Source organism: Iocasia fonsfrigidae (assembly GCF_017751145.1).
GTDB lineage: Bacteria > Bacillota > Halanaerobiia > Halanaerobiales > DTU029 > Iocasia > Iocasia fonsfrigidae.
In genome coordinates this window covers 3,435,452-3,451,166 of sequence record NZ_CP046640.1, presented here as the reverse complement: position 1 = coordinate 3,451,166, position 15,715 = coordinate 3,435,452, and the positions used below count along the sequence as shown (strand labels likewise).

The following is a 15,715-nucleotide window of genomic DNA, read 5'->3' as shown; positions in this document are numbered from 1 at the left end:
TTTAATGCAGATAGGTAAAATACCTGGAGATAAATTAAAAGAGATTGTTTTAAATAAAATCAATTATAAACGAGATGATGTTTTACTACATGCTGGTATTGGCGAAGACACGGCAGTCATTGACCCAGCTAATGACTTAATAGTGATTTCTTCTGATCCTATTACTGGTGCAAGTAAGAATGCAGGCTATCTTGCAGTTCATGTTTCCTGTAATGATATAGCTTCTGCCGGGGCTAAACCACTTGGTATCCAGGTTGTTCTACTTCTGCCGGCTGAAATTACTGATCAGGAAATAGCCGGACTAATGGAAGAGATTAATGATACTGCCCGTAAGATAGAAGTAGAGGTATTAGGTGGACATACAGAGATTTTATCTGCTGTAAATAAACCCATTATTGTAGTAACTGCAGTTGGTAAGGCTGTCAGGGGTAAATTTGTTTCATCGGCAGGGGCTGAACCTGGTGATGATATTATTATAACAAAAGGTATTGGTATAGAAGGTACTTATATTCTGGCTAATGATTATTATGATGAATTAAGTAAAAAGGGAGTAAAACCTGAATTATTAAAAAGGGCCTGTTCTTATGGTAATAAACTAAGTGTAATAAAAGAGGGTATCATAGCAGCCCGGATGGGTGCTAATGCCATGCATGATATTACTGAAGGGGGTCTTTATGGTGCCCTTGAAGAACTTTCTCAGGCAACTGGACTAGGCTTTGAATTATATGAAGATAAACTCTTATTAACAGAGGAAACAGCGGTTATCTGTAAGATGATGGAAATAGAGCCGACAGCCCTTATTTCTTCTGGAAGTATGCTAATAACAATAGAAAATGGAGAAGAATTGATAAAGGAGCTGGCAGATAACGGTATTGAAGCAGCTGTGATTGGTAAGGTTACTTCTGGGGGTAACTATGTTTATAAAAAAGGAAGTAAAGAAATATTTAATTGGTCTGGCAAAGACGAATTATGGAGAGTGATGGAATAGATTCCTTTTTTTTCTTGACTTTGAAGGTTGGGCAGGTTATAATTTATTATAACAATAAAAAAGGTGGTGTAACTGTTGGAAATTACTGAAGTCAGGGTATTTTTAACTTCTCAGGAGGGTCCTACTAAGGCTTTTGCGAGTGTTACTTTTGATGATTCATTTGTAGTAAAGGATATGAGGGTTGTTGATGGTAAGAAAGGATTATTTATCTCTATGCCGTCCAGAAAAGATAAAAATGGTGAATTTAGAGATGTTTGTCATCCCATTAATAATGACACAAGGAATCTAATACATGATGCAATTATAAATAAATATAATGAAGAGATTGCATAATTGCTAAGTAGGACAGGGGCTTGATAAAGGCCGCTGTCTTTTTACTGTCAAGGCTTAGTCTATTACCTTGACAAAAGTAATCCAGTCTGTTATACTTCTAACGGTTAAAGGTATTATTAAGGGGATATTAAATGAGATTATATGTAATGGCAGAAGATCTATATCAACATAAACTAGCTATAATACTTGGACGTGGCAAGAGGTTAAGGAAAATACTCAAGCACTATCCAACTGAGAAGAAATTTAAGGCTGCTTCAACAGAAGAACTGGCTGAAGTAATTGGTATAAGAAACTATGAATCTGTTATTTTAAAAAAATTACAACAAATTGATACAACCTATGATGAAATGATTACTTTTTTGGTTGATCCTTCCTGGAGTAAGAAACCAAGGGCCCGGAGAATTATGGGTATCGATACAGAATACCTAAAAAGTAAGCTTGATTTGATTCAATATGTTATACTTGATGGACTGGAATATATTTCTTCCGGAATAATATTTACCAATAATAAATTAGCTAAGTCGGTAGATATTGTGGACGGAATTAATTGTTTGCGAAATGTTATAGAAGAGTTTAAGCCAGATATAATTGTGGGACATAATTTTAATTCTGATATTTCTATCCTGGAGTCTGCTTATGGGGATGAATTACCTGAATTATATTTCTATGATGATACAATGGATTTACTGGCAGATAGTAATCTGGCTAATATAATCGGCGGGTCAAGTCTTAATAAAGCAGTGAAAAAAGTCCTTAACACCGATGTAGTTGGCCTTTTTAGTGCTTATAATAATCTGGATTTACTTGTGCAATATGGTATTAAAGATGCCTTGTATCCAGTATATCTACGTTACTATATTTTGAATGGTAGATTACCTGCCTTGGATTTTAACCTGAAATTGACTAATATAATTAAAGAAGAAAATCGTTCTTTTCTTGAAACAGATCAGTTTCATATTTTAATTAATAGACAGGGAGGATAAAGATGTCTGATTTATTATCTATTATATTAGCAGCTGGGGAAGGAACCCGGATGAAGTCTGACTTAACTAAAGTCCTCCATCAGGTTGCTGGAAAAGCTATGGTGGAACATGTTATTGATAATATTAATGAAATAAACTCCCAGGTAGTAGCAGTTGTGGGCCATCAGGGTGATAAGGTAAGTAAATTACTTGAGGGAAAAGGGGTTAAGTCAGTACTGCAAAAAGAACAGCTGGGTACAGGTCATGCTGTTTTACAGGCTGCGAGTTATATTAAGGAACATCAAGGTTCAGTACTGATCTTATATGGTGATACACCATTACTCAGTCCCCAGAGGCTTAAGCGGCTTATTCGTCAGAGGGAGGAACAGGGTGCTGCAGCTGCAGTCCTTACTGCTTATTTAGAAGAACCTTCAGGCTATGGTAGGATTATTCGTGATAATAATGGTTATATAGAGAGGATTGTTGAAGAAAAGGATGCTTCAAGTACTGAAAAGGAAATCAAGGAGATTAATAGTGGGGTTTATTGCTTTGATAGCAAATGTTTAGAGGCTGCCCTGACCAGATTAGATAATAATAATGCCCAACAGGAATATTACTTAACAGATACAATAAGTTATATTAATGAAACAGATGGTGTTATAATACCTGTGGTCTGTGAAGATAATAATGAAATAATTGGGGTTAATGATCGAGTTAACCTTTCGTTGGTAGAGAAAATAATTAGAAAGCGGATTAATAATTGTCATATGAAAAATGGTGTTACTATTATTGACCCGGCTGTAACATATATTGATGAAGGTGTTACAATAGGTCGTGATAGTATTATTTATCCCTTTACATATCTAGCAGGAAAGACTGAAATTGGTTCATATAGTGTAGTAGGTTCACACTGCAGATTAAATAATGCAAAAATAGCCGATAAAGTTAATATTGTAGACCACTGTATAATTCAAGATAGTAAAATAAGTGATGGTGTAAATATTGGACCTTTTGCTTATATACGGCCAGGTTCGATAGTTGAGAAAGGGGCGAAAATCGGTGATTTTGTAGAACTAAAAAAGGCAAGGATAGGGGAAAATAGTAAAGTGCCTCATTTAAGCTATGCTGGTGATGTAGAGATTGGGAAAGGGACTAATGTTGGTGCCGGTACTATTTTTGCTAATTATGATGGTCAGGATAAGCATAAAACAAAGATAGGTGATAATGTTTTTATTGGGAGCAATACTACTATAGTTGCTCCGATAAGTATAGGAGATGGAGGTAAGACAGGGGCAGGCTCTGTAGTGACTAAAGATGTTCCAGAGGCTGTTACTGTAGTTGGTGTCCCTGCCAGAACCTTTGATAAGACTAAGGGAGGTAGTGAGGATAATTGATGTCTACATACAGTGACAAATTAAAGATTTTTGCTGGGAATTGCCACCGTGCTCTCGCTAAAGAAATTTGTGATTGTTTGGGAACCGAATTGGTAAGTGCGGAGATATGTCGCTTTAAGGATGGTGAGATAGGTGTAACCATTGATGAAACAGTACGGGGAGCTGATGTTTTTGTTGTTCAACCAACAAGTCCACCCGTAAATGAGAATATTATGGAGTTACTGGTTATGATTGATGCCCTTAGAAGGGCTTCTGCCCGCAGAATAACAGCTGTAGTACCATATTATGGTTATGCCAGACAGGATCGCAAAGCACAACCGCGCGATCCGATAACAGCAAAACTTGTTGCTAATTTAATTACCAAAGCAGGTGCCCGTAGACTGCTGTCTGTTGATTTCCATGCACCACAGATACAGGGTTTCTTTGATATTCCAGTAGATCATTTGTATTCTGCACCTATTATGATAGATTATTTTAAAAACAAGGGTTTGAAAAATCTTACTGCTGTAGCACCAGATGTTGGAGCAGTAAAAAGGGTTAGACAGCTGGCAGAATCTTTAGATCTGCCAATAGCGATTATTGATAAAAGAAGACCTAAGGCTAATGTGGCTGAGGTTCAGAATGTTATTGGTGATGTCTCAGGCAGGAATGTAATTCTGTTTGATGATATTATTGATACTGCCGGTACTATTACTCAGGCTGCTAAGGTTTTAAAAGAAAAAGGGGCTGATAATGTATATGCCTGTGGGACACATGGTTTATTCTCTGGACCTGCCATTGAAAGATTGAAGGCTGCCCCATTTAAAGAAATAATTGTTACCAACTCCATACCCCAGAACCTTGATTGTGGACTGGACAATCTTAAGGTCCTATCAGTAGCACCATTATTTGCTGAAGCAATAGACCGTATTTTTAAGGACCTATCAGTAAGTGTTTTATTCTAAAAGGGGAATAATTATTGGACACTTGCTGAAATATAAGATGGATGGTATAATATGATTTAGAACATATTTTTTTACTAGCTGTGTTTGAATAAGTAAAGGAGAGGATTGTTATGGAAAGATATAATCTAAAGGCTGAGTTAAGAGCAGAAACTGGTAAGGGTGTTGCCCGGAGATTAAGAAGAGAAGGCTTTGTACCAGCTGTAGTATATGGTAAGACCCGTGATTCGCAAGCACTGACTATTAATCCGGAAGACTTAAAACATAAAATGAGTGGGAATGCTATCTTTGATATGACATTAGATGGTGACCAGGAAACAGTAATGATCAAAGAGGTACAGAAAAATCCAATTAGTGGAGATATTCTGCATATTGATTTCCATCATATTTCAATGGATGAAAAGATTACTATATCAGTACCCCTCAATCTTACAGGAAATGCTGTTGGTGTAGCAGATGGTGGTGTACTACAGCAGTTGCTCAGAGAGATTGAAGTTGAATGTTTACCTCTTAATATTCCTGAAGAAATAGAACTGGATATCTCTGCTCTGGAAGTAGGTAATTCTCTACTAGTAAATGATATTGATATTCCAGAAGATATAGATGTTGTTACCCCTCTTGATGAAGCTGTTGTAACTGTTGTTGTTCCAACAGAACTGGTTGAGGAAGAGGTTGAAGAAGAAGATGATGAATTTATGGAACCAGAAGTAATAGGTGAAGAAGATGCAGAGGAAGAAACAGCTGAAGAAGAGGATGAGGAATAGGTTATTTAAATGGATAAAGACCCAGGGGGAGTAAAATGTATTTAATTGTTGGTCTGGGTAATCCTGGTGATAAATATAGTTCTACCCGTCATAATATTGGGTTTAGGGTTGTCTATAATCTGGCGGGGGATTTTGATATTACAGGTACAAGGCATAAGCTTAAAGCTATTCTTGCTAAAGGACAGATTAAAAATAAGAGGGTAATATTAGCCCAACCACAGACATATATGAATAAAAGTGGTGAATCTGTAAAGTTGATTCTTGATTATTTCAAGGTACCGCTCAATAAAGTTATCGTTATCTATGATGATATGGATTTGCCAACAGGGAAAATTAGAATAAAGACTGCCGGAAGTCCCGGGGGTCATAATGGCCTTAGGTCGATTATAAATTGTCTGGGAACAAATAAAATACCAAGAATACGTGTAGGTATTGGCCGTCCACCGGAGGGTATGGCTACTACAAACTATGTACTGGGTTATTTTTCTAAAGATGAGGATAAATTAATTAATGAAGCAATTAAAAATATTAGTGGAGCTATCCCTATTATTATAACAGATGGCTTTGAGGCTGCTATGAATAAGTATAACTAAATAAATAAAAGGCCCGTGCTTTTTAGCAGGGGCCCTTTTGATATTTGTATAAGGGAAGGAAAAATATGGTGTTGAATTCTTTGTTTTTAAACAATAAAAAAATAGCTGATTTCTTATTGGCCTTAAATGACAGGCAAAATCTCATGGTTAAGGGGCTTGTTAATTCACGGCTGAATTTTTTTATAGCTAATATAATTGAGAGCCTACCTGATAATATACTTCTGGTAGTAAATGATACCTACCATGTTGAACAATACTATGAAGACCTGATTCGTTTTTTGCCTGAAGAAAGGGTTTTGATATACCCTGAAATTGAAGTTCTACCACATGAGCAAATAGTTGAGGATTATAAAGAACTTGGTAGTAGATTAAAGGTATTACAGGAACTAACAATTTTCCCTGATAAAGCCAAAATTGTAATAACTACTACTGCCAATTTATTAAGGACGACCATGCCACCTGAAGCCTTTGAAAAATATTCACTTTACCTTAATACTGGGCAGGAAATGAATCTTTCTAAATTGGTTTCTTCTCTGGCTGTACTGGGCTATAAAAGGAGTGAAATGGTTGAGGAAGCAGGTGAATTTAGTGTGCGTGGTGGTATTGTTGATATTTATACTCTTTCTGTTGAGAAACCTATCAGGATAGAGTTTTTTGGTGATGAGATTGATTCAATAAGGTCATTTGACCTGGGATCCCAGCGCTCGTTTCTTGAGCTGGAAGAGATTGTTATACCACCATCCAGGGAAATTGTTTTTTCAAAGGATGATTTTAATAGGGTAGTACCGGTTATTCGTAAGGAATATCAGGATACGATAAAAGTCTTGAAAAAATCGGGTAATGATGAAGAAGCTGATTATTTATTAGATAGAATGAATGATAATTTAGAAAAATTATCTGAATTGAATGATTTCCCTGGCAACCAACAATTTTTGCCTTTTTTTTATGAGCCTGCTTCTCTTTTTGATTATCTGCCGGAGAAGGCGGGAATTTTTATCAATCAGGCAGGGAGATTCTGGGAAAGGGTTAGACACCTTGATAGAGAGTTAATGGCAACCCAGGCTACCTTGTTGGAGCAGGGGAGTGTAACACCTGGATATAGGGGAAATTTTCTGGATATTAATCAGCTTATTGAGGAATTAAGTAAATATAGTAATATTTTATTTTCTTCAGATATAGCCAGTACAGTATCTCCTATAGATACTAGCAAAAGCTTTTTATTTACGACAAGGGGTGTTGAACCATATCACGGTAAACTTCCTTTATTATTAGATGAATTAAAAAAACTTCAGGATAATAAGTACCGGGTGATGATAACCTTAAATTCCAGGACCAAGGTAAGTAGACTTATTAAATATCTACAAGAAGAGGAGCTGTTGGTGATTAAGGAAGGGGATTCCCTTAAACCTGGAGCGATTATGGTCAGGGAGGGAAGTCTGGCAGAGGGTTTTATTTTTGAGGACCTTAAATTAGTTGTCTTTACAGAAAAAGAGGTCTTTGGTCAGGCTCAGAAGAAAAAACGGCAGCGGTTACATGACCTGGAAGAAGGTGTGAACATATCATCATTTGAAGAGTTAAGTATTGGTGATTATGTTGTTCACGAAAATCATGGAGTAGGGAAATATACTGGGGTAGAAACTCTGGATATTCAGGGTAAACACCAGGATTATCTGGTTTTACAATATGCTGGTGAAGATAAATTATATGTGCCGACTGAACAGGTTAATTTAGTTCAAAAATATATTGGTGCAGACCAGAAACCGCCTAGCTTATATAAACTGGGTGGGAGCGAATGGAAAAAGGTCAAACAAAAGGTAAAGGATTCAGTAAAAGAAATGGCTGTTGGTCTTCTCGAATTATATGCAGAACGGGAGACAGTTGAAGGATATAGTTTTTCTAAAGATACGGTCTGGCAGCAGGAGTTTGAAGAGGCTTTCCCTTATGAAGAGACACCTGATCAGTTGCAAGCTATCAAAGATGTAAAACAGGATATGGAAGCTGATACCCCGATGGATCGTTTGTTATGTGGTGATGTAGGTTATGGTAAGACAGAGGTTGCGATTCGTGCTGCTTTTAAGGCTGTTATGGATGGCAAGCAAACAGCCGTTTTGGTTCCGACTACTATACTTGCCCAACAACACTATAATACATTTGTAGAAAGAATGAAAGATTATCCAATTGCAATTGAAATGATCAGCAGGTTTAGGACCCGTTCTGAGCAGAAGGATGTCTTAAAGAGGCTAGCCCTGGGAGAGGTTGATATAATTATTGGGACACACAGGCTACTATCTAAAGATATTATTTTTAATGATCTGGGGTTATTGGTTGTTGATGAAGAACAGAGATTTGGGGTTACACATAAGGAGCGTTTAAAGGATTTTAAAAGAAATGTGGATGTACTGACCCTATCAGCAACCCCGATACCAAGGACTCTTCATATGGCTCTTGTTGGGGTCAGGGATATGAGTGTTATTGAAACGCCACCACAAAATAGATATCCGATCAGGACTCATATTAGTGAATTTAATCGCGAATTAGTACGTGATGCTATCAGAAAAGAGATAGGCAGGCAGGGACAGGTATATTTTGTACATAACAGGGTAGAAGATATTGAGGAAAAAGCAGATATGGTTAAAAAATTAGTACCTGAAGCCAGAGTTGCCGTAGCACATGGTCAGATGAATGAACATAAACTGGAAAAATTAATGATGAATTTTTATAATAATGATTATGATGTGCTGGTCTGTACAACTATTATTGAGACTGGTCTTGACCTGCCGAATGTTAATACAATTATTGTTAATAGGGCTGAAATAATGGGTTTAGCTCAATTATATCAGCTGCGTGGCAGGGTAGGCCGCTCTAACCGGGTTGCCTATGCCTATTTGTTATATGAACGGGATCGTATTTTGCCGGAGGTTGCTGAAAAGCGTTTGGGTGCAATTAAGGAGTTTACAAACCTTGGTTCCGGTTTTAAGATTGCTATGCGTGACCTGGAAATCAGGGGTGCAGGTAACTTATTGGGTCCTGAACAACATGGTCATATTGCAACAATTGGTTTTTCTTTATACTGTAAACTACTTGAAAATGCAATTGAGGAATTAAAAGGTCAAAAAGATGAAGATAAATTGGAAGTTGAAATAAAGTTAGCAGTAGATGCCTATATACCTGATGATTATATTACAGATGCAAAGCAAAAAATTGAAATATATAAAAAAATAATGGCTGTTAAAAAGGAAGAGACCCTCAGTAGTCTTATAGATGAGTTGATAGACCGTTTTGGTGATCCTCCAGAGGTAGTGGTTAATTTGATTAATATTAGTAAGATTAAAATTGCTGCCCGTAAACTGGGTATAAATAAAATTACCTATAAAAATAGTTATATTATATGTTATTTTGCAAGTGCTAAAGATATAGATCCTGATATATTATTTAAATTGATAGACAGACATAAAGGAAAGATAAGAATAAAGTCAGGAAGGACACCGTCTCTGGGAATTAAAGGTAAAGACATCATGTTTTTAGAAAAGATCCTACAGGATTTTATTGTTCTTTCTGGAAAATAAATCACCTGTATACAAGACTCTTATTTTTTGATTTGTTATTTTTGTGGGTCAGGATTAGCAACCTTATCTTAGATAGTATAAATTTACCTTCTATGGGAAAGCTATTTTTAGAAACCCCTTCCTCTTAAATATTAGACAGCAAATGTATATTACAGGTGATTGGGGTCAGAACTCAAAGGGAGGTGATTTGCTGGGTTTCCGGCAGTCTATGAAAGCAACAGGGATTGTAAGAAGAATTGATGATCTGGGCAGGGTTGTTATCCCTAAGGAGATAAGACGTACAATGCGTATCAGGGAAGGAGAGCCACTTGAAATCTTTGTTGATCGGGAGGGTGAAGTTATACTTAAGAAATATTCCCCGATCGGTGAATTAAGTGAATTTGCCCAGGAATATGCAGATGCATTAGCTGAAGAGACAAATCATGGGGTATTTATACTGGACAGAGATGTGATCATAGCCGTTTCAGGTGTTCCGCGAAAGACTTTCCTAGAAAAACAAATAAGTAGTGATGCAGAAAAGGTAATGGAAGATAGAAGGGCATCTATCATAAACGATAAAGGAGTAGATTCCTTTTGCCAGGGTATTGGTGAAATTGAGGATTATTCTTTCAATTCATCTGTGATGGCACCCATTATTGTGGAAGGAGATCCTATTGGTGTTGTAGTAATGAGTGCTAAGGAAGAAGGGCAGGAAATGGGTGAACTTGAAATGAAGCTGGCCAATACAGCCGCTTCTTTCCTGGCTAAGCAGATGGAGCAGTAATAATATTTACTTAATCCCCCTCTGTTTAAGGAGGGGGTAATAAAAAATACATATGCTTACTTATATTTGTTCTTGTTAAGGAAAATTATGGATAACTTTGAAGACCGACAAATATATTTACTTTCCTTGTCGTGCGCTACAGCGTCCTGCTTACGCTTACTGTCGAGAAATTCTCCTTCGGCGTCCTGCCTACGGATAATTTCTAGAGTCGTCCAGTAAATATATTGGTCTTAGTCAAGGTGGCTAAGTAATAATTTTTTATTCTATAGCGACTCTAACTTTTTGTGGAGGCAGGACGCCGGAGCAAAAAGTTTTGACAGAGAGTGGAGGCACGGATGTCGTAGCGAACGACAAGCGGTAGAATAAAAATTATTATGGTCGTAAAGCCATTTTGTTCAAGTTTAAAAGAATATGATATCGGAAAAGATAAATAATACATTAGGGGAAGGATGTATTAGAGATGGGTGAGGAGAAGGCGCAAAGTTTTATTAAGGGTGCTGCTATTTTGACAGCGGCTGGTCTGATTGCTAAAGTGATGGGGTTTGCCTATAGGATAATCTTGACCAGGATTATAGGGACCAGAGGTATGGGACTATACCAGGTAGCTTATCCTGTTTATACTACCCTGCTAGTTGTTTCCCGTTCAGGAATTCCTATTGCTCTGGCTAAATTAATCTCTGAAAAGATTTCATTAGGTGATAGAAAGGCGGCTTTCCAGGTTTTTACAGTTGGGAGGTATATGGCCTTTTTTATTGGATTATTTGTTTCAATTTTGATGGCTGTTCTAGCTAAACCCCTGACTGTATTGTTTAAATGGGGGCCTGAGGCATATTATCCAATACTGGCTATATCTCCAGCGATTTTTTTTGTATCACTGATGGCTACCTATCGAGGATTTTTTCAGGGCTTACAGAATATGATGCCTACGGCTATATCTCAGATTATAGAGCAATTTATTAGAATGATTACAATGATAGGGTTGTCTTATTTATTATTAAGTAAGGGCCTTGGACTGGCTGCTGCCGGGGCTACTTCTGGTGCTGTGACAGGATCTATTGCTGGACTTTTAACTTTAATTTTTATATACTATAGAAAGAGGAAAAAAATATGGAAGTTTATAAGGGATGGCAATAAAGTATCTGTTAAACTAGCAAATACGGGTCAGTTTATACGGGAGATAGCTTTATTAGCTGTACCCATAACATTAGGGGCTTTGGTACAACCCCTGATGAATTTAGTCGATACTATTATTGTTCCTATGCGTCTACAGGCAGGAGTGCTGGTACAGGACCCGATGGCCTTATTTGGGGAACTGACTGCAGTTGCTATGACATTGGTTAATTTCCCAACTATTATTACCATTTCACTGGCAACCAGTCTGGTGCCGTCTATCTCTGAGGCTTTTGCTTTAAATAAAGAAAAGCTTATTAAATATAGAACTCAAGCAGGCCTGCGTCTGGCAGTATTGATTAGTCTGCCGGCAGCAGCAGGGCTTTTTGTGCTGGCTGAGCCTTTAACAACAGTGATTTTTGCTGTGCCTACTGCAGCTGCAATCTTAAGGATATCGGCCTGGGGTGTCTTATTTATTGGACTACAACATACCAGTTCAGCTATTTTAAATGGAATAGGTAAAACCAGGGTTCCTGCAGCAAATCTATTGCTGGGCGCCTTAATTAATGCTTTGATCAATTATGTATTGACTGCCCACCCCGCTTTTGGGATAAAGGGTGCTGCTTTCGGTACAGTAACAGGTTTTGCAGTTGCTGCTTTATTGAATTTAATATATGTTAAAAAATATACCCACTTTTTGCTTGATTTAAAGGCTCTGGTGATAAAACCAGTTTTTGCTGTTGGAGTAATGGGATTGATAGTTTACAGGGGTTTTTCCTTAATAGACTTTTTATTAAGTAAAATAACCAGGTATCACTATCCGGCTGCTACATTTATAATAGTATTATTAGCAGTAATACTATATTTTTTAATTTTACTTGTGATTAAGGCGATTAGATATAATGACCTGTTAATGATTCCTAAAGTGGGGAAGAGTTTTGCTGAAAAATTAAAAAAAATTGGGTTAGTGAGGAATTAATTATGGATAAAGAAAAAATGGCAGAGGAATTAAATCGTTTGGTAGATATTATGGAGGTATTACGCGGGCCAAATGGTTGTCCTTGGGATAAGAAACAGAATTATAATTCTTTAGAGCCGTATATTATTGAAGAGGCCTATGAAGTTGTAGAGGCCCTACAGAGGGAAGATATAACAGCTCTAAAAGAAGAACTGGGTGACCTTTTGCTTCAGGTTATTTTCCAGGCTCAGATCGGGAAAGAGCGAGATGACTTTACTTTAATTGATGTTTTGGAGGGTATCAACAATAAACTAATAAGACGTCATCCCCATGTTTTTCAAGAAAAAAAGCTTAGTTCAGCTAATGAAGTAAAACATCTTTGGGAAGAAATAAAGAAGGAAGAAAAAATTGAATCGGGTAAAAGAAAAGAATCTATTCTAGATGATGTTTCCCAAGCTCAAACAGCCTTAAATCAAGCTGATGAGCTGCAGAAAAAAGCTGCTGAGGTAGGGTTTGATTGGTCAGATATAAAAGATGTGGTTTGTAAAATTGAAGAAGAGTTAGGTGAAGTTACGGCTGCAATTGAAGAGAATGATAAAACTGCTATAAGTGAAGAGATAGGTGATTTATTATTTGCGGTTGTAAATCTTGCAAGATTTAGTCATGTTAATTCTGAATTAGCATTATTAAAGACAATACTCAAATTTAAGGACAGGTTTAGGTATATTGAAGAAAGGGTTAAGGATAAAGGTGCGGTTTTAGAAAAACTAGCTTTAGATGAATTGGATGAGTATTGGGAAGAAGCAAAGCATAAATTATCATACAATAAGGAGGATTATTAATGAATAAATATTTTTATACAGGAATAATATTATTACTTACTTTTATTTTTATATCAACTAGTCTTTATGCAGCAGATTTTGAGGCAGGGGTAGAATCGGCAATTTTAGTGGATTACGAAACGGGGCAGGTATTATTTGAAAAAAATGCTAATGAAGTTCTTCCACCTGCCAGTATCACAAAAATAATGACTCTCCTATTAGCAATGGAGGAGATAGAAAAGGGAACAATTAATTTAGATGATAAGATTTCAATTAGTAAACATGCCCAATCAATGGGTGGTTCTCAGATATTTTTGGCAGCAGATACAAGGGTTGAAGTCGAGGACTTACTTGAGGCTGTTACTGTAGCATCAGCTAATGACGCTAGTGTAGCTATTGCTGAGGCTATTGGTGGTACTTATAGCAATTTTGTAGGTCAAATGAATGAAAAAGCTGCAGAATTGGGGATGGAGAATACAAATTTTGTAAATTCTACTGGTTTGCCTACTGAACATGGAGAACATTACTCAACCGCTAGAGATATTTCTATTATGGCTAGAGAGTTAATCAAACATCCACAGGTTCTTAAATGGGCTTCTATTTGGCATGATATATTACAACTGCCCAATAGGAAGGCAGATTTAACAAATACTAATAAATTAATAAACAAATATCCTGGCATGGATGGATTAAAAACTGGTCATACCCAGGAAGCAGGCTTCTGTTTGGCTGCAACAGCTAAAAGGGAAAATATGAGGCTTATATCGGTGGTTTTAAAGGCAGAAACAGAACAGGAACGGGAAGAAGTAACATCCCGTCTGTTAGATTATGGATTTAATGCTTTTATTAAGGAAAAGGTTGTTGAGCAGGGAAGCAAAGTTCAAAATATTAACATTGCTGATGGGAAAAAGACGACTACAACAGCTGAAGCTGCCAGGGACTTATATGTTGTGATCAAACGGGGTAGTAAGAATACCCTGGAAAGGGAAATTAAACTTAGAGATGGATTATCTGCTCCGATAAAAAAGGGAGAGGTACTTGGTCAAGAGGCAATAATACAGGATGGAAAGGTTCTAGCAGCTGTAGACCTTCTGGCAACAGAAGATATAGCAAAAGCGAATATATTTGTGAGACTCTGGAGAGGGTTTCTTAATTGGATTGGTAGTTTGATCGGGAAATTTATTAATTAGATTATCAAATATATATTTTGCATGTACTAAAAAAGCCGACTTGGTCGGCTTTTTTAAATTGTAAAAAATCTTAATAGATTGATTATAAATAGTTTACTTTGTTTATAGTTAAACTAAATTATATATTTCCTCCAAGTAATAACAGTATAAGAATTAAGAAGACTATAAATATAAAACTGTCACCACAGAGACCACCTCGGCCACAGTGTTCAGCAACATTACCCATTTTATCACCTCCCAATTACTATGTTTATAATAATATATGATTATTATATATATAATGTGAAGGTGTATGAAATGAATAATATCTCTAGTTTAAGAGAGACTACTACTGTTATCAAAATATAAAGGGGGATTATTAATGAAGTTTACAAGGCTGTTTCTCTTTATTTTTATATTTATAATTATAATGACTATGGCTGTAGCATGTGGTAATCAGGCTAGGGTTAAAGGGGTTAGAGAGCGGAATAGATTAGAAAAGGAGCCAGAAATAGTTGTTAAACTGACAGATGGTCAGGAAAAGCAGATGAAATTTGAGGAATATATAACCGGGGTTGTAGCAGGAGAAATGAAAAAGGGTTGGCCTGCTAATGCCTATGCAGCACAGGCTATAATTGCCCGTACCTTTGCATTAAAATATATGGATGAGAATAAGACAAATGTTATTAGTGGAAGTTATGAATTTGCTCAGGAGTTTAAGCCGGAAAATGTTACCCAGGAATTAGCTGATGCAGTAAGTAAAACCCGTGGTGAAGTTGTAGTACATCAGGATGATTATATTAAGGGTTGGTTTCATGCCAGTGCTGGAGGCCAGACTACGTCTGCTAAAGTAGGACTTGCCTATGAAAAAGATGAACCACCATATATTAAAATTGTAAATTCGCCAGATGAGATGGCTCCGGAAGATGTTCAAAATTGGACCATTGAATTTTCTAATAGAGAGATTGAAGAAACCTTAAGTAGTATGGGGAAAGATATAGGTGTTCTTGAGAAAGTTGTTATTGAAGATAGGGATAGAACAGGTAGGATCATTGACCTCAGTTTTAAAGGAAGTAAAGGAAGTGCTACAGTAAAGGCAGCCAATTTCAGGAATGAGTTAGATCCAAAAAGATTAAAATCAACGAAGATATCAGAGATAAAAAAACAGGATGATAGGTATAGTTTTAGTGGTGCAGGTTTTGGTCATGGTGTGGGAATGAGTCAGTGGGGGGCATATGCTATGGCTAAAGATGGTCGTTCACCAGAGGAGATTGTTTCTCATTATTTTAAAGATATAGAGATTGTTAAAGAATATGATTGAACTATTTCCCCAAAAAGTTCTTGACAGTATGG

At 36.7% G+C, this 15,715-nt stretch carries 13 protein-coding genes; all 13 read left to right on the top strand.

What is annotated here, in order from left to right; genetic code table 11:
• The first annotated feature begins 4 nt into the window (after positions 1-4).
• The 13 genes from GM661_RS16535 (at position 5) to GM661_RS16475 (ending at position 15,683) form a co-directional block, all read left to right on the top strand.
• Positions 5-988: an AIR synthase family protein gene (locus GM661_RS16535; protein WP_230867784.1), complete on the top strand. Its 984-nt coding sequence runs from the start codon at positions 5-7 to the stop codon at positions 986-988.
• Between the two features lie 75 nt (positions 989-1,063).
• Positions 1,064-1,321 carry a septation regulator SpoVG gene (gene spoVG, locus GM661_RS16530; protein WP_230867783.1) on the top strand — a complete coding sequence of 86 codons (258 nt, stop codon included), beginning with the start codon at positions 1,064-1,066 and terminating at the stop codon, positions 1,319-1,321.
• A 131-nt stretch (positions 1,322-1,452) separates the two neighbouring features.
• Positions 1,453-2,304, top strand: coding sequence for a hypothetical protein (locus tag GM661_RS16525; RefSeq protein WP_125986290.1), 852 nt, complete (start codon positions 1,453-1,455; stop codon positions 2,302-2,304).
• 2 nt (positions 2,305-2,306) lie between these two features.
• On the top strand, positions 2,307-3,677 hold the full coding sequence (glmU, locus tag GM661_RS16520) for a bifunctional UDP-N-acetylglucosamine diphosphorylase/glucosamine-1-phosphate N-acetyltransferase GlmU (RefSeq protein ID WP_230867782.1): 1,371 nt from the start codon (positions 2,307-2,309) through the stop codon (positions 3,675-3,677).
• The gene (locus tag GM661_RS16515; protein ID WP_125986286.1) at positions 3,677-4,621 is read left to right on the top strand and encodes a ribose-phosphate diphosphokinase; all 945 of its coding nucleotides are present in this window, start codon (positions 3,677-3,679) and stop codon (positions 4,619-4,621) included. Before glmU ends, GM661_RS16515 begins: the two co-directional genes overlap by 1 nt.
• A 110-nt stretch (positions 4,622-4,731) precedes the next feature.
• Positions 4,732-5,382 (top strand): 50S ribosomal protein L25, encoded by a 651-nt coding sequence (locus GM661_RS16510; RefSeq protein ID WP_230867781.1) that lies wholly within the window; start codon positions 4,732-4,734, stop codon positions 5,380-5,382.
• Between the two features lie 35 nt (positions 5,383-5,417).
• On the top strand, positions 5,418-5,975 hold the full coding sequence (gene pth, locus GM661_RS16505) for an aminoacyl-tRNA hydrolase (RefSeq protein WP_125986282.1): 558 nt from the start codon (positions 5,418-5,420) through the stop codon (positions 5,973-5,975).
• A 65-nt stretch (positions 5,976-6,040) separates the two neighbouring features.
• Entirely contained in the window at positions 6,041-9,541 is a 3,501-nt protein-coding gene (gene mfd / locus GM661_RS16500; protein ID WP_230867780.1) for a transcription-repair coupling factor, read from the top strand.
• A 208-nt stretch (positions 9,542-9,749) separates the two neighbouring features.
• Complete coding sequence (gene spoVT, locus GM661_RS16495; protein ID WP_125986278.1) at positions 9,750-10,304, top strand: stage V sporulation protein T; 555 nt, start codon at positions 9,750-9,752, stop codon at positions 10,302-10,304.
• A gap of 460 nt (positions 10,305-10,764) precedes the next feature.
• The gene (locus tag GM661_RS16490) at positions 10,765-12,393 is read left to right on the top strand and encodes a putative polysaccharide biosynthesis protein (protein WP_230867779.1); all 1,629 of its coding nucleotides are present in this window, start codon (positions 10,765-10,767) and stop codon (positions 12,391-12,393) included.
• A 2-nt stretch (positions 12,394-12,395) separates the two neighbouring features.
• Entirely contained in the window at positions 12,396-13,214 is an 819-nt protein-coding gene (mazG, locus tag GM661_RS16485; RefSeq protein WP_230867778.1) for a nucleoside triphosphate pyrophosphohydrolase, read from the top strand.
• Complete coding sequence (locus GM661_RS16480; RefSeq protein WP_230867777.1) at positions 13,214-14,383, top strand: D-alanyl-D-alanine carboxypeptidase family protein; 1,170 nt, start codon at positions 13,214-13,216, stop codon at positions 14,381-14,383. The genes mazG and GM661_RS16480 overlap by 1 nt, the downstream gene beginning before the upstream one ends.
• Before the next feature lie 361 nt (positions 14,384-14,744).
• The gene (locus GM661_RS16475) at positions 14,745-15,683 is read left to right on the top strand and encodes a SpoIID/LytB domain-containing protein (RefSeq protein WP_230867776.1); all 939 of its coding nucleotides are present in this window, start codon (positions 14,745-14,747) and stop codon (positions 15,681-15,683) included.
• Positions 15,684-15,715: the final 32 nt, after the last annotated feature.